Source organism: Paenibacillus cisolokensis (assembly GCF_018403665.1).
GTDB classification, from domain to species: Bacteria; Bacillota; Bacilli; order Paenibacillales; family Paenibacillaceae; genus Paenibacillus_AH; species Paenibacillus_AH cisolokensis.
This window is the reverse complement of the sequence record NZ_BOVJ01000015.1, coordinates 1-21,328: the sequence shown is the minus strand read 5'-3', so window position 1 is coordinate 21,328 and position 21,328 is coordinate 1. Positions and strand designations below refer to the sequence as shown.

Genomic DNA, 21,328 nt, shown 5'->3' with positions numbered 1-21,328 from the left:
GGGCATCGGCCCTCCCCATTCGCGAGAGGAGGCAACGATCGATATGGAAGAGAAAGGCCACGCGCGCAAGGGCGGCGAAACCCGGTGGATTATACCGGACGGCTATATTCCGCCGATCAGCAGCGGCGAGCTGGAAAGTCACGAATCGATTTGCGTGCTGAACACAAGCGACAAGGACGCCCGTCTGCAGGTGCATATTTACTTCGAAGACCGTCCGCCCATGGAAGGCGTTCAGGTCACGATTCCGGCGAAACGGACCGTTCATGTGCGGACGTCGACCTTGTCGAAAGACGGAGCGTTTATTCCGAAAGGGGTGCCGTACGCGATGGAAGTGGAAAGCGATATCCCCGTCTATGTGCAATACAGCCGTCTTGACGCGACGCAGCCCGCCAATGCGCTTATGTCCGTTATCGCTTATCCGGTACGATAACCCGGCTCATTAGGAGAGGAGAATGACGATGAACGATCGCGCTTACGCGTTGTTTGAAGAGCAGCAGAAAAACCGCGGCATCGACCTCGGGAAAGTCAGGGAAAAGTTGAAAGCGCTTCGGATCGAAACGCCGTCGTGGGGATACGGCGACTCGGGCACCCGGTTCAAGGTGTTCAGAAAAGTCGGTGTTCCCCGCAATCCGTTCGAGAAATTCGACGATGCCGCCGTCGTGCACCGTCTGACCGGCGCCTGTCCGTCCGTCGCCATCCACATTCCGTGGGACAAAGTCGACGACTACGACAAGCTGAAGGCGCATGCGGAAGCGCTCGGCCTGTCGATCGGCGCCGTCAATCCGAACTTGTTCCAGGAAGACGACTACATGTTCGGCAGCGTGACGAACGCGAATGCGGCTGTCCGCCGCAAAGCGACCGACCATTTGCTCGAATGCGTCGATATTATGAAGGCGACCGGGTCGAAATATTTGAGCCTCTGGTTTGCCGACGGCACCAACTACCCCGGCCAGGCCGACATCCGCAAGCGGAAAATTGGATGTACGAAGCGTTGGCCGAAACGTACAAGGCGATGGAGCCCGGTATGAAGATGCTGATCGAGTACAAATTTTTCGAACCGGCGTTTTATCATACCGATCTGGCGGATTGGGGCATGGCCTACAACATGGCGCTCAAGCTGGGCGAGCAGGCGCAAGTGCTGGTCGATACCGGCCATCACGCGCAAGGCACGAATGTCGAGCATATCGTCGCCTATCTGCTTGACGAGCAGCGTCTCGGCGGCTTCCACTTCAACAGCCGCAAGTATGCGGACGACGATCTGATCGTCGGGGCGATCCATCCGTACGAGCTGTTCCTTATTTTTTACCAGATACTCGAAGCGTCGGCCGACGCGAATCCGGGCGTCCGCCGCAATGCGGACGAAATCGCCTACATGATCGACCAGAGCCACAATATCGAACCGAAAATTCCGGCTATGATCCGTTCGGTGCTGAACGTTCAGACGCAATACGCCAAGGCGCTGCTAATCAATCTGGACGAGGTGCACGCCGCCCAGGAAGCGCAGGACGTCATGGCCGCCGAGGATGCGGTGCGCAGCGCGTTCGAGATCGATGTCACGCCGCTCCTCGTTTCGATTCGCGAAGAATTGGGACTGCCGGCCGATCCGATGAAAGCGTACCGCGAAAGCGGCTATGCCGAGCGGATCGCGTCGCGCGGCGTTGGCGGTGCAAGCTGGTGAAGGCACTTGCGATCGACCTGGGAGCGGGCAGCGGACGGGCGGTCGTCGGATCGATCGAAGAAGGGCGGATCTCCGTTCGCGAGGCGCACCGTTTTCCGAACGAGCCGGTTGCCGTCGGCAACCGGCTGTACTGGGACATTCTGCGGCTATACCATGAAGTCAAGCAGGGCATTCGCCTTGCCGTCAGGCAGGAGAACGGATGTATCGGCAGCATCGGAATCGACAGCTGGGCTGTCGATTTCGGCCTTATTTCCGGCAGCGGGGAATTGCTCGGCAATCCGTATCATTATCGCGACGCCCATACGGCGGACGCGATCGCCGAGGTGCTGGCGCTGCCGGGGTTGTCGGAGGCCGAAGTGTTCAACCGGACCGGCATCCAATTTCTGAACTTCAATACGATCTATCAGCTGCACGCGCTCGTCCGCGACGGCAATCCGGCGCTGGCCAAGGCCGAGCGCCTGCTTATGATTCCCGATTTGCTGCGGTATTTCCTGACGGGGGAGATGCACAGCGAATTTACGAACACGACGACGACGCAGCTGTTCAATCCGATCCGGGGGGATTGGGACGACCGGCTGATCGGCGCGATCGGCATCGACCGGAAGCTGTTTCTTCCCCCGGTTCAGCCGGGAACGCGGGTCGGACGGCTGCGGCCGGAGGTGACCGCAGAGCTTGGCGTTCCGGCCATACCGCTAATTGCAGTCGGCGAGCATGACACCGCTTCGGCGGTGGCGGCCGTGCCGGCGCTTGACGAGCATTTTGCCTATTTGAGCTGCGGCACCTGGTCGCTGATGGGGACCGAGGTCCGCGCTCCGGTTATCACCGACGAAGCGCGGGCGATGAATTTTACGAACGAAGGCGGAGTCTGCGGCACCTATCGGCTGCTGAAAAACATTATGGGGCTGTGGATTTTGGAGGAATGCAAGCGGCGGTGGGAGAAAGAACGGGGGAGCAGGCTCGATTACGCGGAGATGCTGGCCGCGGCCGAAGCGGCGCCCGCGTTTCGTTCCTTCATCGATCCCGACGACGGCCGGTTTCTCCATCCGCCCGACATGCCGGAAGCGATCCGGTCGTACTGCCGCGAGCGCCGTCAGCCGGTGCCGGAGTCGATCGGCGAGACGGTTCGTTGTATTTTGGAAAGTCTGGCGTTAAAATATCGGTATGTGCTGGAATGTACGGAACGGCTGACCGGCAAAACCTATAAAGGTCTGCATATGGTTGGCGGAGGCCTGCGGAACGAGCTGCTCTGCCGTTATACGGCGGCCGCGCTCGGCCGGCCGGTCTGGGCGGGGCCGACCGAAGGCAGCGCGCTTGGCAATTTGGCGGTGCAGTGGATCGCGACGGGCGCCATCAAGGACATCGCCGAAGCGCGGGCGATGATCCGGGCGTCGTTCCCGGTCCGCACCTATGAGCCCGCCGACAGGGAAGCATGGACCGAGGCGTACCGGAAATTCGCGGCGTTATTGGCATTAGCGTAGAATGAAGATGCAAAGGGATGAATGAGGATGTTGGCAGCCGAACGATATGCTAGAATCGTCCAGCTGGTGAACGAGCGCGGCAGCATGCGGGTGACGGAGCTGAGCGAGCTGTGCGGGGTGACGGAAGAGACGATTCGGCGCGATCTGGATCGGCTGGAGCGGGAAGGCAAGCTGCTGCGCAGTCATGGCGGCGCGATCAGCATCAAGACAGGGCAACCGGAAACGCCCTACAATGTGCGGGAAGTGACGAATGTCGAGCAGAAGAAGCGGATCGCCGCCGCGGCGGTGGCGTATGTCGAGCCGGGCGACAGGATCGCGCTCGACGCCAGCTCGACCGCCTGGTACATGGCGGCGGCGCTTCCGGATATTCCGCTGACGGTGCTGACCAACTCGATCAAGGCGGCGCTCGAGCTTGCCGGCAAGGAACAGATTCAGGTCATCTCCACCGGCGGCATCCTGTCGCCGCGCTCGCTGTCGTATCAAGGGCCGCTGGCGGAAGCGAACCTGGCGAACTATCACGTCGACAAGGCGTTCATATCGGGCAAGGGCGTCCATCCCGAATGGGGCGTCAGCGAGTCGAGCGAGCTGCAGGCGAACGTGAAGCGGAAGATGATCGGTCTCGCGGACGAGGTTTATGTGCTGGCGGACTCCAGTAAATTCGATGTTAAGGCGTTCGCCCTTATTGCGCCGATCGCCAAGGTCGATCGCGTCATTACAGACAGCGGAGCCGATCCCGAGGCGGTCGCACGGCTGGAACGCCAATCGGTCCATGTCATACAAGTGGAGTAGCGTTCCCGGGAACGGCCGGACGATGCCGCCGTCCCGATCGCGAAAGAACCTCCGTCTCTTCGGCCGACAGGCGGGAGGCGGAGGTTCTTCGTTATTGCGGCATCGGCGTCGGGGTCGGACTGCCGGCTTTGCCTTCGTATGTCGCGTCGATCCGGTCGCGTATCTCCTTCACGCTCTTTCCCTCTTTTTGCAACAGCGCGCTCTGCAGCGCAATTTCCAGACAGATGCCGCATCGCGTGCCATGGTCGTCCCATACGACGGAGCCGTCTTCCGCGATTTCATGGATGAAGCAGTTCAGATTGCTCTTGTGCCCGGCCGATTCCCCGCAGCCGCAGTAACAGGGGATCCACTCGAGCAATTCGGCATGTTCGGCCGCCACTTTGTACACGTCCGCAATTTCCTGGCGCTGTCCGCTCAGGAAGGCCGGAAGCTGCCGGGCCGAAGCCGTCCGCTCTTGCAGGTCGCCATTCGGCAGCTGATGCGTGCCGTGATCATGCGCTTCGCCGTCCGCCTGTCGGCCGGTCTGCGCGCAGCCGGCCGCCAACGCCGCGGCCAGCATCAGCGCAAGTACGGCCGCCGGCCTTACGCGGCAAAAGCGCGCGCCGCGGCAACTAACCGATCGTACATCATATGCTCCCCTTCCGATCTTGCAATTGTAGCCGTTATCCGCTAAAGTCAAGTTTAGTTCATTATGGGGACATTGTCCATTTGCGTTGTTCGACAAAATGGTGACAGGAGGCCTTGGCGGCATGTGGACACAAATTTGGTTCTGGACGAATTGCGTGTTCGTCGCTTTTCTGATTGTTTTTTGTTCTCCCATCGGGCCGTTACGGAAGCGCGCCATGCGGGGGAAGGGGAAAGCCGTCTGCACAAGCTGAAAGTAAGGAGACGGATATTCGGCATGGTGGCCGCGGTCGCGTTCGTGGTGATGACGGCCAGTTTTCTGATCAATATGCGCCTGAACGGATAAGCCGTATTAAGGTATGAAGGCAGCGGCCAATCGTGTCAAAAGACGATCGGCCGCTTGCATTTTTTGAAAAGTAAAATGTGTCGATTTTATGACGATATGTCGATTTTGCGCAACTTTCATCCTGTCATTTCGTTGAATTGTCAGGCATCGCAAACGCGCCTTCCGAATTCGGGGGCGCAATCGTCAACACGGAAGGAGCCTGAAATGAAATCGTCGCACAAGTCTAGATCGTTTAAATGGTTGCTCGCAGCTTCGCTGCTCTTCTCGCCGGTATCGGGATTGTCCGGCCAGGCGGACGCGGCGGGCGCGTACACGGACAAGCTCGTTTTGCAGCAGAACAGCAAGGTGATGGTACATAACGGACGGCAAACGCTTGCCCAGCAGCCGCTAACCGCCATCAAGGGGGTGTCTTACCTCCCGCTGAAGTCGATCGCATCTCTGTACGGATACAAAGTAGGGTATAACGCATCTTCCCGCGAAGCGACGGCAACGCTCGGCGGCAAGACGATCCGCTTTAAACTGAACAGCGCCGATGTCTGGGTCGGCAGCGATAAGGTGAAGGCGAACGGCGCCACGATGTCGCAGAACGGTTCGACGATGGTGCCGGTGCGCACGTGGGCGCAAATTACAGGCAGCAGGCTGTCCGTCAGCGGCGGCAGCATTACGCTGCAGTGGAGTACGCTGCCGCAAGCCGATTTTGCCGTTTGGCCGAGTGAAATTATTGCCGGCAAAACGCAAGTGACGTATCTCGACCGTTCGTACCATCCGGGCGGATTGAACATTGTGAACGAACGTTGGGAGAACCGGCAAACGGTTTTCAGCACGCCCGGCCAATACGTCGTCACCCGCTGGGTGCAGGACGAGCGGGGGCAGTGGAGCGAGCCGTATTCGGTTACCGTTACGGTCAAAGCGCCGAACCAGCCGCCTGAAGCGTATTTCACCACCGACAAAAGCGTGTACCGGATCGGCGAAAAATCGAATACCACGATTTGAGTACGGACGACCGCAACGATATCGTCAGCCGCAAATGGTCGGGTAACGAACCGGCGTTCTTCGAGCCGGGAGAGAAGCTGATCACGCTCGAAGTAACCGATGGCGAAGGATTGACGGATCGAATTACGAAGTCGGTCTATATTTCGGATGAGGTGCTGTACACGAAAGAAGAATTCGACCAGCTGTTCACCCCCGCAGGCGAAAAATACGGGATCAGCGGCGGTTCCGTTCTGCAAATCCCTTCCGTTCCGTATACGTTCAAATCGGAAAAGGCGCAGATGGTGCGCAGCAACAGCCCGGAAACATGGCTTGAGGAAGGGATCGCCTACGACGATCAACTGTCCGGCAACGTCCGTTTTCTGTTTCACAATTTGAATAAAATCGGCCGCAACGTCAATATGTATCTTGTCGCCACGAACATCAACAGCACGACGGCCAAGGTCGGCACGAGCAGCTACGGCAGCGGCGGACCGACGCAATATGTGTCGACGGCCGGCAAGCTGGCGACGGACCGCTACATGCAGTCGCTCGTCTCGAAGCCGGCGACGGAATGGACGACGCTGAAGCCGGGCGAATCGAAGGTGATCATGCACGGTCTGCACAGCGTGCCGATCAAGCCGAATCAGGTGTTCTCGGCTTACGGCGACGTCGTGACCGACAAGCTGATCCGTTTCCGTGTCGTCGTACTGGATCCGGCCAAAGATCCGGTTCAGGAGCTCGACTCGCTCTCCGTTATGCCGCGCGACGGCCTGCACGTTCGCGGAACGTTCTACGAAGCGAACCGCGAGCTCGTCATTACCGAGCCTCTTGGCTACGAGCCGAAGCGGGTCGTGCTTGGCGACCGCAAGATGGACACGTATCTGAGCGGCATCGACGGCACGACCGGCCGACTGGAGCTGAACCTTGGCAACTTCGGCGTGCTGTATCATATGAATCTGGAGGTCGCGCCGCGCACGCTGATCGCGCTCAACGCCCGCGGAGGCCATTATGCCGGCTCGTTCATCATCAACGGCCAGGTTGTCCCGGTTACGAAGAACAGCATTCTGAAAAACCAGAATGAAGCGGCGGTGCTGTACCGGACCGGCAATTCGCCGGAGAACGTCTCGATTACGTTCACCCTCGCATCGGGGAGCAACTTGCCGGTTGCGATGCTGTTCCTGCCGATGCCGGAGGAGCGCCGGTAAATAAGCCGGTAAATAAAACAGGATGCAAAGAGGGCTGACCGATTCGCAGATAGCAAATCTGCGATCGGTCAGCCCTTTTTTTCGGGATGCCGTATACGATCAAGGAAGAACGATATCGACTTCCCGCTTCAGCTCGGCGGAACGGATAACGCCGTCGATAATCGCCTGCTGGATTAAAATTTGCTCGCCCGGAATCGGCGCCGGCCGGCCTTCGCGCACGGCGTCGACGAAATCGCGGACCTTCTCGCGGAACAGATGGAGATTATGCTCGATCAGCGGTACAGGAGTAACGGTCTGGCGGTTCATCAAATCATGGTACAGCTTGATTTCGCCGACTTTGCCGTCCCACACGCCCGACCAGTTGCCCGTTCCGAACGGCGTAATTTTCAGGCCGGCGTCCGTTCCGAGAAACATCGTCGCGCCGAGGGAATCCATATGCATCGCCCAGGAGATTTTGAAGTGCAGCACCAGATCGCCCTCAAAGCGGATGAGCGCCACACCGAAATCCTCCACCTCGAAACGGTCGGCCTCGGGATGGTAAAGCGGATTGCGGCCAAAGTAGTTGGACGTATAGGCCGAGACGGTAAGCGGCTTCGGATAATCGAGCGCGTAGAGCGCCATGTCGAGCGAATAGCAGCCGATATCGGCCATCGCGCCGGCGCCGGCCAATTCCTTGCGGATAAACGTGCCACCAGGCATCCCCCGCCTACGTCCGCCTCCCGTCTCCACATAGTACACCTTGCCAAGCTTGCCCGTTTGCACAATTTCACGAATAAGCTGCATATTCGGATCGTAACGGGGCTGAAAACCGATCGTCAGCATATTTCCCGTCTCGCGGGCGGCTTGCGTCATTTCGATCGCCTCGGCCAGCGTAACGGACATCGGTTTTCCAGCAGCACCTGCTTGCCGGCGCGCAGCGCGTCGACTGTCGTACGGTGGTGCGAAACGTTCGGCGTGCAGATGCTGACGCCGTCAAGATCCAGCTCCAGCAATTTGCGGTGGTCGGCGAAGGCTCGCGCGCCGGCGAGGCCGTGGCGTTCGATAAACTGTTCGGCTTTGCCGGGCACAATGTCGGCTACCGCGACAATTTCCACGTCCGGAAGCTCTTTGTACGCCGCAACGTGGGAACCTGCGATGCCGCCGCTGCCGATAATGCCGATACGCAACGTTTTCGTCATGAACGAAACACTCCTTTATTCGCGCCGTTCCGGATCGGCTGCCATCCGGCGCTGGGCGGCACGGCGCTTGTATTCGGTCGGGGTCATCCCGAATTTTTGCGAAAGACGTAATACAAATAATTTCCGTTCTGGAAACCGTGCTCCGCCGCAATCTGTTCGATCGGCCCTCTTCCTTCTTCCAGAGCGGCGCATACTTGCGACAGGCGGTAGTTTTCCAGATAAGAACGAAACGAGCCGGAGCCGTAATCGCGGAAGACGCGCTGCAGCTGCCGTCCGCTGATATGCAGCCGGTCGGCGACGTCCTGCAGCGTCATCGGGCTCGCGTAATTGTCGCGGATGTAGCGCGAGGCCAGCCGAAAACGGTAAGCCGTCATGTCACGGGTCGGCAGCTCGACTTCTTCCGCACGTTCCTGGCCGCCGCCGCGGGCCGATCGAAGCAAGATTTGAATGATCGCATGCTTGATCGAGGTCAAATAACCCGGCTGATTGTCCTGCCAGGCCCGATACGCCGTCAGAAACCATGCCATCGCATTGCCGGTGTCGGACAGCGGGCGAAGCGGCAGGCGATCCAAAGCCCGCATGCAGGCTTCGGCCTCCTGGCGCTCCCAGCTTTCCACCCCGGCAAGCATCGACTCGTCGAGCGGAGACACCTCGATATGCAGACACAATTCGTCCATCGGCTCGAACGGATCGGCCTCCTGCTGGTGCAGTACGCCGGGACCGGTCAGATAGAACAGCCCTTCCTGGAGCGCATAGGCTTCCTTGCCGAGAATGACGGTTCCTTTTCCTCTCGGAATAAAGTGAAACTCGTATTCCGAATGCTTGTGAAACCGGATCGTCTTGCCCGGCGGGAACGTCGTCAGGTGGCAGCGCAGCACATGAAAGGCGTAGCCGCCCCAACGGAAACGAAGATTGAGCAAATCGAGCGCATCCGGTTTTTCGGCCATCGGGCTGTAGGGAAACGGCTTCAGCTGTCGCTTGGCGGCGATGTTCCGGGAATCGTGTTCGTTCATCGTCGCGCTGCATCTCCTTTCACGCATGCGGCCCGGCTTGAGGCGATAGGCGGTTACCGGCCCGTCATCATAGCTTCAATTACGTTTACGGCTGAAGTTCGTCGAGCCGTACGCTGCGGCCGCTGGCGGCCGACTTGTTGGACGCTTCCATCAGCTTCGTCAAATCGACCGCAAGCCGGAGGTTCGTTTCGGCCACGGTGTCTTCCTTGATGTGGCGCACCCACTGCTCGAAAGCCGACGGGGCGCTTACGGGCAATTCGACGGTTTCCCACGCTTCCTTGTTCGCTTTGTTGCTGCGAACGACGATGCGCGGCTCCGGCATTCCGTACAGCAGCGTGCCCTCCGTACCGTGCACCTCCACGCTGAACGGCGAGTGGCTGTTGACGAAACCGGCTTCGACGACACCGATGGCGCCGCTTGCATATCGAAGCACCGCTACCGCATTGTCCTCGACTTCCTTGCCGGTGACGTAGCCGTACGTGGCGCTAACGCTTTCAGGCAGGCCGAGGAACAGGCGGGTCAAATACATCGGATGGCAGCCGAGGTCGATCAGCGCGCCGCCGCCGCACTGCTCCGCATTGAAGAAGTGGGGAGGAAGCCAGCCGGCCGTGGCGCCGTTATGGGACAGGCGGACGCGCACGAGCGTCAGTTCGCCGAGCACTCCCCGGTTCAGCACCTCTTGCACCGCAAGCGTATAATTGTCGTTCAGGCGCGGCAGGGAGACGGTCATCTTGACGCCGGACTCGCGTACGGCTGCCATAATTTCATTCACTTCCCGCAGCGTCGGGGCGATTACTTTCTCCGTAAAAATATGTTTTCCCGCACGGGCGGCCTTGACCATGACGTCCCGGTGCATATTCGTCGGCGTGTCAACGATGACGGCATCGATGTCGGAGCGGGAAAGCAGCTCGTCGAGATTTTCGAAGAACGGCACCTCCAGTTTGCTTGCCGTTTCCGCCCCCCGGTCCGGAAGCTCGTCCCATACGGCGACGATTTGCGTTTCAGGATGCTGCTGAGCCTGTCTCGTATAATCCCAGGCATGTACGTGCCAATAGCTGAGCATGGCGACTCGGATCATGGAATCTCTCCTCTTTCCAATAATGTGTTTACTTCAAAAATGCGACACATCGTTAAATTACCATCGTATACACTCTATTTGAATCGAATTATATGACAACTGGACTATAAAATCACGACAAACTTTGACCGCATTGACGCGCGGGCGATTTTCGGGCATTATGAATTTAAGAATAAACAGGGTTCGGAGGTCGCAGCGTTGCAAAATACGGAGGACATCATTTCGCGCTTGTCGGCCCAAGGGTTGCGCATTACGGACCAGCGCAAGACGCTGGCCAGACTGTTTGCGGAATCTCCGGGATATTTGTCGCCGAAAGATGTATACGACTATATGGGAAAATATTACTCCGGCCTCAGCTTCGATACCGTTTACCGCAATTTGCGGGTGATGGAGGAGCTGGGCGTGCTGGAGCAGGTCATGTTCGAGGAAGGCGTCAAGTTCAAGCTGCATTGCCGGGAGCATGACCATCACCATCATCTGATCTGCCTCAATTGCGGCAAAACGTATCCGATCACGTATTGTCCGATGGAGCAGACCGCTGTGCCGGACCGGTTTCGCGTCGTGAGGCACAAGTTTGAAGTGTTCGGATATTGCGAGGATTGCAGCGAGGGGGACAATTAGGGAGGCGGGAAGACGCGATGCCGACGATACGCAGGGCGTTGCAGGCGCCGATTCGCGTTTACCGGAAATATATATCGCCGCTCAAGCCGCCGACATGCCGCTTCTATCCGACCTGCTCGGCCTACGCGCTGGAGGCGCTGGAAACACATGGCGCGCTTAAAGGCTCCTGGCTCGCGGCGAAGCGCATTGCCCGATGCCATCCGTTTCATCCCGGAGGCGTCGATCCGGTCCCGCCGGCGAAGCCTTCCCGGGCAAGACGCCGCGGCACTTGACATTAGCGTCCGAAATTGGTTATATTTTGGATATATTTTGTACAACCGAATGATCACTCCGATGAACGGATAAGTACGGGAATGCTCCCATCGCAGAGAGCCGGAACTGGTGCAAGCCGGTATGGCGGTATCCCGGAAGATGGTCCTGGAGGAGCCGTTTTCGAGCTTGTGCGCTTTGTGCGCGGACGGCGAGGGAACGGCGCGGCTGCCGGCGTTAACGGCGTTGCCGTCCGCTCTTTGCGGCCGGCGGAACGAAGCTTTCGCGGCGGTTGTCCGTTAGCGGAAGGAATTTGGGTGGTACCACGTGAGCGCGCTCTCGTCCCATGGCGGACGGGAGTTTTTTGCGTTTGGGAGGCCTTTTCCGGAACTGTCGGAGTATATGACACTTGGGAGGTTGCGAAGAACGATGAACGAACAGAAAAAAGCTTCTATATTACGTCGCCGATTTATTATCCGAGCGACAAGCTGCATATCGGCCATGCGTATACAACCGTCGCCGGCGACGCGATGGCCCGCTACAAGCGTCTGCGCGGCTACGAGGTCCGCTATTTGACCGGCACCGACGAGCACGGCCAGAAGATCGAACGGAAGGCGAAAGAAGCGGGGAAGACTCCGCAGCAATTCGTCGACGACATCGTCGTCGGCATTCAGGATTTGTGGAAGAAACTGGAGATCACCCACGACGATTTCATCCGTACGACCGAAGAGCGGCACAAGCGCGTCGTCGAGCGCATTTTCGACCGGCTGCTGAAGCAGGGAGACATCTATAAAGGAACGTACGAAGGCTGGTACTGTACGCCGTGCGAGTCGTTCTTCCTCGAACGGCAGCTTGTGGACGGCAACTGTCCGGATTGCGGCCGTCCGGTCGAGCTGGTAAAGGAAGAAAGCTACTTTTTCCGCATGAGTAAGTACGTCGACCGGCTGCTGCAGTATTACGAAGAAAATCCGTCCTTCATTCAGCCGGAATCGCGCAAGAACGAGATGATCAACAACTTCATCAAGCCGGGACTGGAGGATCTGGCCGTCTCCCGCACGACGTTCGATTGGGGGATCAAGGTGCCCGGCGATCCGAAGCATGTCATCTATGTCTGGATTGACGCGCTGACCAACTATATTACCGCGCTCGGCTACGATACCGAGGACGACGAGCTGTTCCGGAAGTTTTGGCCGGCCGATGTTCATCTGGTCGGAAAGGAGATTGTGCGGTTCCATACGATCTATTGGCCGATCATGCTGATGGCGCTCGATCTCCCGCTGCCGAAGCGGGTATTCGGGCATGGCTGGTGGCTGGCCAAGGAAGGGAAGATGTCGAAGTCGAAAGGCAACGTCGTCGACCCCGTCAAGCTGATCGACCGGTACGGCCTCGATGCGCTGCGCTACTTCCTGCTGCGGGAAGTGCCGTTCGGCTCGGACGGCACGTTCACGCCCGAAGGCTTCATCGAGCGGATCAACTTCGATCTGGCTAACGATCTCGGCAATTTGCTGAACCGGACCGTCGCCATGATCGACAAATATTTCGACGGAGCCGTTCCGGAATATGCCGGAGCCGTTACCGAATTCGACGCGCCGCTTGCCGGGCTTGCATCCGAAACGGTTGCGCAGGTCGAAGCGGCGATGGAGAACATGGAGTTTTCGGTGGCGCTTGCCGCGATCTGGCAGTTGATCAGCCGAACGAACAAATATATCGACGAAACCCAGCCGTGGGTGCTGGCCAAGGACGAGAACAACCGGAAGCAGCTCGCCTCGGTCATGGTCCATCTGGCCGAATCGCTGCGGATCGTATCGATTCTGCTGCAGCCGTTCCTGACCCATACGCCGCGCGCCATATGGCGGCAGCTCGGCATTGCCGAGGGCGAGCTGACGGCGTGGGATTCGACCAAGACGTTCGGCCGCATTCCGGGCGGCACGCGCGTCGTCAAGGGCGAGCCGCTTTTCCCGCGCCTCGATGCGGCCGAAGAGATCCCCTATATCCTGTCGACGATGTCGGGAGGCGCGGCCGCATCCGCTTCGGCGGCGACAGCGGGGGATGGCGCCGGCGCGTCCGGCACAGCGGCCGGCCCGGCCTCGGCCGGCACGCCCGAGCAGCCGGATACGGACGAAATCGGCATTGACGATTTTGCCAAGGTGGAGCTTCGGGTGGCCCAGGTGCTTGCCGCCGAGCCGGTGAAGAAAGCCGACAAGCTGCTCAAGCTTCAGCTCGATCTCGGCTACGAGCAGCGGCAGGTTGTCTCCGGCATCGCGCAATATTACAAGCCGGAGGAACTCGTCGGCCGCAAAGTAATCTGCGTGACGAACCTGAAGCCGGTGAAGCTGCGGGGCGAAATGTCGCAGGGGATGATACTGGCCGCCTCGCACGGCGATCAATTGACGCTGGCGACGGTGCCGGACGATATGCCGAACGGCGCCAAAGTGAAATAGGACGGCGCGTCTGTCCGGCGCTTGCCCGGCGGGCGGCGCCTGGCCGCGCGAAACGGCGCCCCGCGGGTCGGAAGACTCGCGGGAGTCCTTGTTTTACGCACACGACTCCCGTCGCTTAAGGCGGCCCGGCCGTCGACCGTTCCCCCTTTTCGGTTCCACGCTGCTTTCGCTCCAACCGGTTTTCATACATGAGGGGTAGCCGAAGCGATTTTTCATTTGATCCTTTCCATTTTCATATCATCCTTTCAGACCGTACCCGATCCGCGTCTCCTTCAGGAACGAACCGTTTCATTCCCTTTCCGCCGCCTTTATCCATTTATATTGGCGACAGCGCGCAGCTATCGCCGGAATTCAGCAGCTTCGCCCGTTATTCTCCATAAACAGCCCGGCCGGTAACGGACACGGCAAATTGGTGGTTGACAGGCGGCTGTCATAACCCTATAATTCTGAACGTAATAGTAACGATTACGAAAAAGTAAAAGAGGTAGACAAAATGACGAATCGGAAAGATTGGAAGCTGAAGCCGGCGGGCAAAGGAACGGACGGAGGAAGGCGGATAAAAGGCAGCCTCGTTGCGCTGGCGCTGCTCGTCGTCTCGACGGTTGCCGCGGCATGCGGAGGGAATGGAAGCAAGCTGGTGGAAGGGAAGATGAATGTGGTGACGTCTTTCTATCCGCTGTATTATATGGCGCAAACGATCGGAGGCGAGCACGCCCATGTCGTGAACCTGATTCCGGCCGGGGTGGAGCCGCATGACTGGAGCCCGAAAAGCCGCGATCTCGAGACGGTGTCGAAAGCGCAGCTGTTTCTTTATCACGGTGCGGGATTCGAAGGCTGGGTCGACAACTTTTTGAAAGGAGTGTCCAAGGACAGCGGGCTGATTGCGCGCGAGATGAGCGCCGGTATCGAACTGATCGACGTCGGGGACGGTGACAATGGCGCCGCCGATCATGATCACGAGCATGAGGGCGAGGCTGCGTCCGGCTCGGAGCTTGATCATGAGCATGAAGGCGAGGCTGCGTCCGGTTCGGAGCATGATCACGAGCATGAAGCCGGAGATGGCCACAATCATTCGTTAGACGTCGATCCGCATACGTGGTCGAGTCCGAAGACGGCGCTGCTGCTGGCCGAGAACGTGAAAAACGCGATGGTCGAGGCCGATGCCGCCAATGCCGAAGCCTACGAGGCCAATTATGCGAAGCTGAAAGAAAAACTGGAGGCATTGGACGCGAAATATGCGGCGGAGCTGTCCAAGACGACGCGCAAGGATATCGTCGTATCGCACCAATCGTTCGGTTATCTCGCCCGCGATTACGGGCTGAACCAAATCGCCATCATGGGGCTGTCGCCCGACGCCGAGCCGCGGGCCCAGGATCTTGTCAAAATCGCCAACTTTGTCAAGGAAAACGGTGTGACGCATATCTTTTTCGAAGAGCTTGTATCCGATCAGCTGGCCCGTACGCTGGCGAACGAAGCCGGCGTCGAGACGCTCGTGCTGAACCCGCTGGAAGGATTGACGCCGGAGCAGGAGCGTAATGGCGACGATTATGTGACAATCATGGAAAGAAATTTGCAAAATCTGCTTAAGGCATTACAATAAAGGAATGAAGATGAGGTGAGGACGATGACGGATGCCGCCAACCTGCCTGCAGGAGCGCTTGACTGCCACCGCGACATCATTACGCTGGAGAACGTCTCGTTCTCCTACCGGGAGCAGAAGGTGATCCGCGGGCTTGATTTTGCGGTCAAGGAACGGGATTTTGTCGGTCTGATCGGATCGAACGGCGCCGGCAAAACGACGCTGCTGCGCATGATCGTCGGCTTGCTCAAGCCGGAGGAAGGGACGATCCGGCTGTTCGGCGAGCCGGTCCGGAAGTTCAAGGGCTGGCACCGCATCGGCTATGTTCCGCAGAAAAATGCGTTTAACCCGCTCTTTCCCGCCACGGTGCGGGAAGTGGTCATGTCCGGGCTATTCGGCAGAAGGAAGCTGTTCCGCAGACTGAGCAAGGACGATTACCAAAATGCGAGGATGCGCTGCTGGCGCTCGGCATCGAGAATTTGGCGGACAAGCGGATCGGCCAGCTCTCGGGCGGTCAGCAGCAGCGCGCTTTTCTGGCGCGGGCGCTGATCAACAATCCGGATTTGCTCATACTGGACGAGCCTACCGTCGGGATTGACGCCGAGACGCAGGAAGGCTTTTTCATATGATCAAGCATATGCATGAGCATCATAACATTACCTTTCTGATGGTGTCGCACGATATGGACATGATCCGCTCCTTCCTCGGACTGAAGCTGGCGCAGGAAAGCGGGAGGCTCAAATTTTACGTCCGCCACTCGCATGATTTGACAGACTGTGTGGAGAACGATTTGGCACATACGTTGAAAGATTTGCGGCGCAATTTGGAGAGCGGGAAAGAAGGCGTTTAGTATTGTGGGATGTCATTAGCACCGAATTTTTCAGAAAGCGCTGATCGGCGGAGCGCTGATCGGTTTGTCCGCGCCGCTGATGGGGCTGTTTCTCGTGCTCCGCAGACTGGCCATGATCGGGGACTCGCTCGCCCATGTGTCGATCGCCGGCGTTGCGCTCGGCTTCCTTATCGGCGTCTACCCGCTCGGCGTCGGCTTGCTGTTCGCGCTGGCGGCGACGTTCGCGATCGAAAAGCTGCGCAAGGCGTACAAAACCTATGCCGAGCTGTCGATCGCGATTATTATGTCCGGAGGCGTCGCGCTGGCGTCCTTGCTGTTTACGCTCGACAAGGGCTTTAACGTCAACGTGACCGGATACCTGTTCGGCAGCATCTATACGCTGGATTACGCCGACTTGATCGTCATTGCCGCGGTGACGGCAGTCGTGCTGGCGTTCATCCGGCTGCAGGTGAAGGAGCTGTTTCTGCTGACGTTCGACGAGGATGCGGCGGCAGTGAGCGGGCTGCCGGTGCCGCTTTACAATATGCTCATCAGCGTCATGACGGCGCTTGTCATCGGCGTTTCGATCAAAATCGTCGGCGGCCTGCTAATCTCGGCCTTGCTCGTCATACCGGCCGCCTGCAGTCTGGCCGTTGCGCGCAGCTTCCGGCAGTCGGTCGTCATGGTCGTCGTGGTCGCGGAATGCGCGGTCATCGGCGGCCTGCTCGTCGCAGGCTACTGGAATCTCGCGCCGGGCGCGACGATCGTGCTGCTGCTGATCGCGGCGCTGATCGTCCTGCTCGGCGTCCGCAAAGGATTCAAAATCTAACTCGTTAGGAGGGTCAGCCATGTCGGGCGTCAATGTATGGCTCGCGTTCGGCGCCGGCTTCGCGTCGTTTATTTCGCCGTGCTGTCTGCCGCTTTACCCGTCGTTCTTATCCTATATTACCGGCATTTCGGTTGCCGATTTGAAAGAAAGCGGCGGCCGGCGCGACGTCAGGATGCGGACGATGTCCCATACGCTGTTCTTCGTTTTGGGCTTCTCCGTCGTGTACTACACGCTCGGCTACGGGACGAACGCGTTCGCGGAAGCGTTCAGCCAATATCAGGATCTGATTCGCCAGCTCTCGGCCATCCTCATTTTGCTGATGGGGCTGTTTCTGGTCGGCCTCTTTCAGCCGCGTGTGCTGATGCGGGATTTCAAGCTGCCGGTGAAAGGGAAGAAATCCGGCTTTCTCGGCTCTTTTATTTTCGGGATCGGCTTCTCCGCCGGATGGTCGCCGTGCGTCGGTCCGATTCTTGCCGCGATTCTGGCGCTGGCCGCTTCGTCGCCCGGCACCTGGTTTCAGCTGACGACGGCGTACGCGCTCGGCTTCGCCATCCCGTTCTTCGTGCTTGCGTTCTTCCTCGGCTCGACGCGCTGGATATTGAAATATTCGAATGCGATGATGAAAGTCGGCGGGGCCGTCATGATTCTGATGGCCGTTTTGCTGTTTACGGACCAGATGACGCGAATTACGGTCTGGCTGAACGCCATTACGCCGGATTGGCTGAAGTTCTAGGCGGAATATTATGAACGGCCGCACCAGGGGCAAGCGGCCGAACTTGCGCTCCGCATCGAAAGATGTGCGGGGCGCATTCGCATGCTTATCGAAAGAAGGGACGCAGCAACAAACCGCGAAGCCGCGGGAACAGTTGCGGCCTTGTCCACTACAGTGTATGATACTAAGAGTAATGACGTGGAAACAAGACGAAGAAGCTAGGTGAGGGGGTTCTTCAATGCCGACACCGAGCATGGAAGACTATTTGGAACGAATTTACAAGCTGATCGATGAGAAAGGATACGCCCGCGTTTCGGATATTGCGGAAGGGCTGGAAGTGCACCCCTCATCCGTTACGAAGATGATACAGAAGTTGGACAAAGACAACTATCTCATCTACGAAAAGTATCGCGGTCTCGTCCTGACGAACAAAGGGAAGAAAGTCGGGAAACGGCTCGTCGACCGCCATCATTTGCTGGAAACCTTTTTATCCATAATCGGGGTTCAGGAGGAGAACATTTACAAGGATGTGGAAGGAATCGAGCACCATCTGAGCTGGGATTCCATCACATGCATCGAGACGCTGGTCGAATATTTCAACCGCGACCGCAGCCGGCTCGAAGAATTGCGACGCATTCGCTCCGAACTTGACAACGAAGAGTGACGGCCGTTGAACAATATCGCTCCGCAGCAGGCGGAGGACGGTACGAAAGCCGCCCGTAACGGGCGGCTTTATGTTAGAAGCGAAAATGGCGTATTTCGCCTCGATTGCCCGCTTGCCGTATCCCCGCGTCAACGCGTGTTGCGCTCGAATGCGACGATCCAGTCGCCTTGCACGGCAGCGTATCCTTCGTCGCCCTCGGCAACGAGGCCGTACAGGTTGCGGACGTCCAGATATTCCCGCCGCTCGCCGTTGTCGAACTCCAGCGTGATGTAATAATCCGTCCGGGAAGAACGGATCGGATGCATTCCCTGTTGGTGATGATGGTGGTTCATATGAGAGCTGACATGCATGCGCTTCGCGACGATGCGTCCGTAGACCGTCTCGCAGGGAGCGGCCGCATTTTCATATACCTGGTGCCGTTCAGCACGATCTTGCCGATTACGACGACGAAGGCGATCACGAGCATAACCGGTATGACGGCGGCCATGAAGCCCCCGATGCCGAAGCCCTGATCTCCGGGAAACACGACCATGAAACAACCTCCTTTGCTCGCAAGTTCGCTATTCTACGCTGTACGAGAATACATACGTCGATCGAAGGCTTTGGTTTCGCTTGTCCCGGATCGGCCTTGCCGCCGTGCCCGACGTTTGGATCATCCTATATGGCAGGGAGAACGGCTGTAAAGCTTGTTTGCGGGCGGAGCCGGCGCTTATCGGGGGAGAATGGCCGTTCTACGGATTGACTTCCGAATGGATTAAGGTTCATAATAGTTCGAACGATTCCGAACCGAAATGTCGGACGCGCGCCGGCAGGCATGCCGGAGCGGATGAGGGAGGTACGTAATATGAAGGCGTTGATCGCGATCGATTATACGGTTGATTTTATCGTCGGCAAGCTGCCGTGCGGGCAGCCCGGCATCGATATTGAAGAACGGATAACGGAGCTCTCGGACCGGTTTGTGAAAAACGGCGATTTCGTCGTGATGGCCGTCGATCTTCATGAAGAAGGGGACGCCTACCATCCGGAGACGAAGCTGTTCCCGCCGCACAATATCCGGGGCACTGAAGGCCGCCGTCTGTACGGCAAGCTGGGCGACTGGTACGAGCGGCATCGGGAGCGGGTTTACTGGATGGACAAGACGAGATACAGCGCGTTTTGCGGCACCGATCTCGAACAGCGGCTGCGGGCGAGGGGCATAACCGAGCTTCATCTGGCCGGAGTTTGCACCGACATTTGCGTTCTGCATACAGCCGTCGACGCTTACAACCGAGGATACGCCATCGTCGTTCATGAGGATGCCGTCGCAAGCTTCAATCCGCAAGGGCATGAATGGGCGCTTGGACATTTTCGAGGCGTTCTGGGAGCGGAAGTCGTCCGGCAAGCTTAAGGAGTGAACGGCATGGCATACGATAAGACATACGATAATTTGACGCTTCATACGGACAAATATCAAATCAATATGATGTACGCGCACTGGAAGCAAGGAACGATGAACGACAAGGCGGTATTCGAAATCTATTTCCGCAAGCTGCCGTTCGGCAACGGCTACGCGGTATTCGCCGGGCTCGAACGCATCGTCCGCTATATTCAGGAGCTGCGCTTTGGCGATGAGATGATCGAATTTTTGCGAACCCAGGAGGAAGGGTACGAAGAAGGCTTTCTGGAGGCGCTTCGGGAGTTCCGGTTTACCGGCAACCTATGGTCGGTTCAAGAAGGAGATCTCGTCTTTCCGAACGAGCCGCTCGTGCGGGTGGAAGCCCGGATCTTCGAGGCGCAGCTGATCGAAACCGCCTTGCTCAACTTTATGAATTACCAGACGCTGATCGCGACGAAGGCGTCGCGAATCAAGCAGGTCGCGCCGGATGACGTGCTGCTCGAATTCGGAACGAGGCGGGCGCAGGAAGCGGATGCCGCGGTATGGGGGACAAGAGCCGCCTATCTGGCCGGCTTCCATGCGACTTCGAATGTGCGCGCCGGCATGATGTTCGGCATACCGGTCAAAGGTACGCATTCCCACTCGTGGATTCAGGGCCACGATTCGGAGGAGGAAGCTTTTCGCCAATATGCCGAGGCGCTGCCCGATCAGGTGACGCTGCTCGTCGATACGTACGATACGTTGAAAAGCGGGGTTCCGAACGCCATCCGGATTGCCAAGCTGCTCGAAAGCAAAGGCAAGCGGATGCAGGCGATCCGGCTGGACAGCGGCGATCTCGCATACCTGTCCAAGCGGGCCAGGGAAATGCTGGACGAGGCCGGCTTGTCTTACGTGAAGATCATCGCTTCGAACGATCTGGATGAAAACATTATTTTCAACCTGAAGGCGCAAGGGGCGAAAATCGACATCTGGGGTGTCGGCACCCAGCTCATTACGGCGAGCGACCAGCCGTCGCTTGGCGGCGTATATAAATTGGTGGCGCGCGAGAAGAACGGAACGTACTTGCCGGTTATCAAAATTTCGGGCAATCCGGAGAAAGTATCCAATCCCGGTGTGAAAGAGGTGTACCGGCTTATTAACCGGCGGACGCGCAAGGCGGAAGCGGATTACATCGCGCTTACGGGGGAAGAGGATATTCGAAAAGGCGAGCGCATCGAGCTGTTCGATCCGGTTCATCCTTATTTGCGGAAAACGGTCGAACATTACGAGGCGGTGCCGCTGTTGAAGTCTGTATTCCAAAATGGAGAGCTGGTCTATTCCATGCCGTCGCTTGACGAGATCCGCAGCTACCATGCGGAGCAGCTCAAACTGTTCTGGCCGGAATATTTGCGCAAGCTGAATCCGGAGAAGTACCGGGTCAATTTTAGCCGCGCGGCCTGGAATTTGAAGATGGAGCTGCTTCAGCAATATCAGCAATAGCCGTATGTACAGCGCAAAGCGCCTGTTTCCGCCGGAAACAGGCGCTTTGTTTGCGCTCGATCGCAGGTCAGTGGTATTTGGGCAGATCGTCGTCGTCTTTGCCGCCCTCGATCACTTTGAACGGTATCGGCTTGCGCTCGCGCGCCTTTGCCGGCCTGGCCGGGGGACGCGTCTTTCTCGCCGCCGCGG

General features: G+C 58.3%; 21 protein-coding genes and 3 pseudogenes. 18 read left to right on the top strand and 6 right to left on the bottom strand.

Annotated features, from left to right (window positions below):
- Positions 1–43: 43 nt before the first annotated feature.
- The 4 genes and pseudogenes from PACILC2_RS02255 (at position 44) to PACILC2_RS02240 (ending at position 3,945) form a co-directional block, all read left to right on the top strand.
- Positions 44–430 (top strand): sensory rhodopsin transducer, encoded by a 387-nt coding sequence (locus tag PACILC2_RS02255; protein ID WP_062493348.1) that lies wholly within the window; start codon positions 44–46, stop codon positions 428–430.
- A gap of 28 nt (positions 431–458) precedes the next feature.
- Positions 459–1,678: pseudogene (gene rhaI / locus PACILC2_RS02250) on the top strand (L-rhamnose isomerase).
- Positions 1,675–3,156, top strand: a complete 1,482-nt coding sequence (locus PACILC2_RS02245; protein WP_213527192.1) for a rhamnulokinase — start codon at positions 1,675–1,677, stop codon at positions 3,154–3,156. Before rhaI ends, PACILC2_RS02245 begins: the two are co-directional and overlap by 4 nt.
- 27 nt (positions 3,157–3,183) lie before the next feature.
- Positions 3,184–3,945: a DeoR/GlpR family DNA-binding transcription regulator gene (locus tag PACILC2_RS02240; RefSeq protein WP_213527189.1), complete on the top strand. Its 762-nt coding sequence runs from the start codon at positions 3,184–3,186 to the stop codon at positions 3,943–3,945.
- A 91-nt stretch (positions 3,946–4,036) separates the two neighbouring features.
- Here the strand turns inward: PACILC2_RS02240 and PACILC2_RS02235 are convergent, their stop codons facing one another.
- Positions 4,037–4,504 (bottom strand): PCYCGC motif-containing (lipo)protein, encoded by a 468-nt coding sequence (locus tag PACILC2_RS02235; RefSeq protein ID WP_213527186.1) that lies wholly within the window; start codon positions 4,502–4,504, stop codon positions 4,037–4,039.
- 192 nt (positions 4,505–4,696) lie between these two features.
- Between PACILC2_RS02235 and PACILC2_RS02230 the strand changes: the two genes are divergently transcribed.
- From PACILC2_RS02230 to PACILC2_RS02220, 3 genes are all read left to right on the top strand, one after another.
- A complete protein-coding gene (locus PACILC2_RS02230) occupies positions 4,697–4,915 on the top strand; it encodes a hypothetical protein (RefSeq protein ID WP_213527184.1) in 219 nt (72 codons plus the stop codon).
- 204 nt (positions 4,916–5,119) lie between these two features.
- Positions 5,120–5,908 (top strand): stalk domain-containing protein, encoded by a 789-nt coding sequence (locus PACILC2_RS02225; protein ID WP_213527182.1) that lies wholly within the window; start codon positions 5,120–5,122, stop codon positions 5,906–5,908.
- Positions 5,905–7,092 (top strand): hypothetical protein, encoded by a 1,188-nt coding sequence (locus PACILC2_RS02220; protein WP_213527181.1) that lies wholly within the window; start codon positions 5,905–5,907, stop codon positions 7,090–7,092. The genes PACILC2_RS02225 and PACILC2_RS02220 overlap by 4 nt, the downstream gene beginning before the upstream one ends.
- Positions 7,093–7,191: 99 nt before the next feature.
- Here PACILC2_RS02220 and PACILC2_RS02215 read toward each other — a convergent pair.
- From PACILC2_RS02215 to PACILC2_RS02205, 3 genes and pseudogenes are all read right to left on the bottom strand, one after another.
- Positions 7,192–8,270: pseudogene (locus tag PACILC2_RS02215) on the bottom strand (Gfo/Idh/MocA family protein).
- Between the two features lie 83 nt (positions 8,271–8,353).
- Positions 8,354–9,283, bottom strand: coding sequence for an AraC family transcriptional regulator (locus PACILC2_RS02210; RefSeq protein WP_307860303.1), 930 nt, complete (start codon positions 9,281–9,283; stop codon positions 8,354–8,356).
- 85 nt (positions 9,284–9,368) lie between these two features.
- Positions 9,369–10,361, bottom strand: coding sequence for a Gfo/Idh/MocA family protein (locus tag PACILC2_RS02205; RefSeq protein ID WP_213527179.1), 993 nt, complete (start codon positions 10,359–10,361; stop codon positions 9,369–9,371).
- Positions 10,362–10,559: 198 nt separating this feature from the next.
- On the opposite strand from PACILC2_RS02205, the gene PACILC2_RS02200 reads away from it, so the two are divergent.
- From PACILC2_RS02200 to mntR, 9 genes and pseudogenes are all read left to right on the top strand, one after another.
- A complete protein-coding gene (locus PACILC2_RS02200) occupies positions 10,560–10,982 on the top strand; it encodes a Fur family transcriptional regulator (RefSeq protein ID WP_062493339.1) in 423 nt (140 codons plus the stop codon).
- A 17-nt stretch (positions 10,983–10,999) separates the two neighbouring features.
- A complete protein-coding gene (gene yidD / locus PACILC2_RS02195) occupies positions 11,000–11,254 on the top strand; it encodes a membrane protein insertion efficiency factor YidD (protein ID WP_062493338.1) in 255 nt (84 codons plus the stop codon).
- Positions 11,255–11,363: 109 nt separating this feature from the next.
- Positions 11,364–11,534: a hypothetical protein gene (locus tag PACILC2_RS02190; protein WP_213527177.1), complete on the top strand. Its 171-nt coding sequence runs from the start codon at positions 11,364–11,366 to the stop codon at positions 11,532–11,534.
- Between the two features lie 152 nt (positions 11,535–11,686).
- Positions 11,687–13,672: a methionine--tRNA ligase gene (gene metG / locus PACILC2_RS02185; protein ID WP_244863170.1), complete on the top strand. Its 1,986-nt coding sequence runs from the start codon at positions 11,687–11,689 to the stop codon at positions 13,670–13,672.
- 493 nt (positions 13,673–14,165) lie between these two features.
- Positions 14,166–15,272, top strand: a complete 1,107-nt coding sequence (locus PACILC2_RS02180; RefSeq protein ID WP_213527172.1) for a metal ABC transporter solute-binding protein, Zn/Mn family — start codon at positions 14,166–14,168, stop codon at positions 15,270–15,272.
- Positions 15,273–15,296: 24 nt separating this feature from the next.
- A pseudogene (locus PACILC2_RS02175) lies at positions 15,297–16,101 on the top strand (metal ABC transporter ATP-binding protein).
- 79 nt (positions 16,102–16,180) lie between these two features.
- Positions 16,181–16,909, top strand: coding sequence for a metal ABC transporter permease (locus PACILC2_RS02170; protein ID WP_244863169.1), 729 nt, complete (start codon positions 16,181–16,183; stop codon positions 16,907–16,909).
- Between the two features lie 19 nt (positions 16,910–16,928).
- Positions 16,929–17,642, top strand: a complete 714-nt coding sequence (locus tag PACILC2_RS02165) for a cytochrome c biogenesis CcdA family protein (RefSeq protein ID WP_062493334.1) — start codon at positions 16,929–16,931, stop codon at positions 17,640–17,642.
- A 217-nt stretch (positions 17,643–17,859) separates the two neighbouring features.
- Entirely contained in the window at positions 17,860–18,285 is a 426-nt protein-coding gene (mntR, locus tag PACILC2_RS02160) for a transcriptional regulator MntR (RefSeq protein ID WP_213527170.1), read from the top strand.
- Positions 18,286–18,413: 128 nt separating this feature from the next.
- Here mntR and PACILC2_RS02155 read toward each other — a convergent pair whose 3' ends face one another.
- Together PACILC2_RS02155 and PACILC2_RS28355 are read right to left on the bottom strand one after the other, a co-directional pair.
- Positions 18,414–18,650 carry a DUF2500 domain-containing protein gene (locus tag PACILC2_RS02155; protein WP_307860306.1) on the bottom strand — a complete coding sequence of 79 codons (237 nt, stop codon included), beginning with the start codon at positions 18,648–18,650 and terminating at the stop codon, positions 18,414–18,416.
- Positions 18,614–18,817: a hypothetical protein gene (locus PACILC2_RS28355; RefSeq protein WP_307860307.1), complete on the bottom strand. Its 204-nt coding sequence runs from the start codon at positions 18,815–18,817 to the stop codon at positions 18,614–18,616. Before PACILC2_RS28355 ends, PACILC2_RS02155 begins: the two co-directional genes overlap by 37 nt.
- Positions 18,818–19,129: 312 nt before the next feature.
- Between PACILC2_RS28355 and PACILC2_RS02150 the strand changes: the two genes are divergently transcribed.
- Together PACILC2_RS02150 and PACILC2_RS02145 are read left to right on the top strand one after the other, a co-directional pair.
- On the top strand, positions 19,130–19,672 hold the full coding sequence (locus PACILC2_RS02150) for a cysteine hydrolase family protein (protein ID WP_062493331.1): 543 nt from the start codon (positions 19,130–19,132) through the stop codon (positions 19,670–19,672).
- Positions 19,673–19,684: 12 nt separating this feature from the next.
- On the top strand, positions 19,685–21,139 hold the full coding sequence (locus PACILC2_RS02145) for a nicotinate phosphoribosyltransferase (RefSeq protein ID WP_213527168.1): 1,455 nt from the start codon (positions 19,685–19,687) through the stop codon (positions 21,137–21,139).
- Positions 21,140–21,328: the final 189 nt, after the last annotated feature.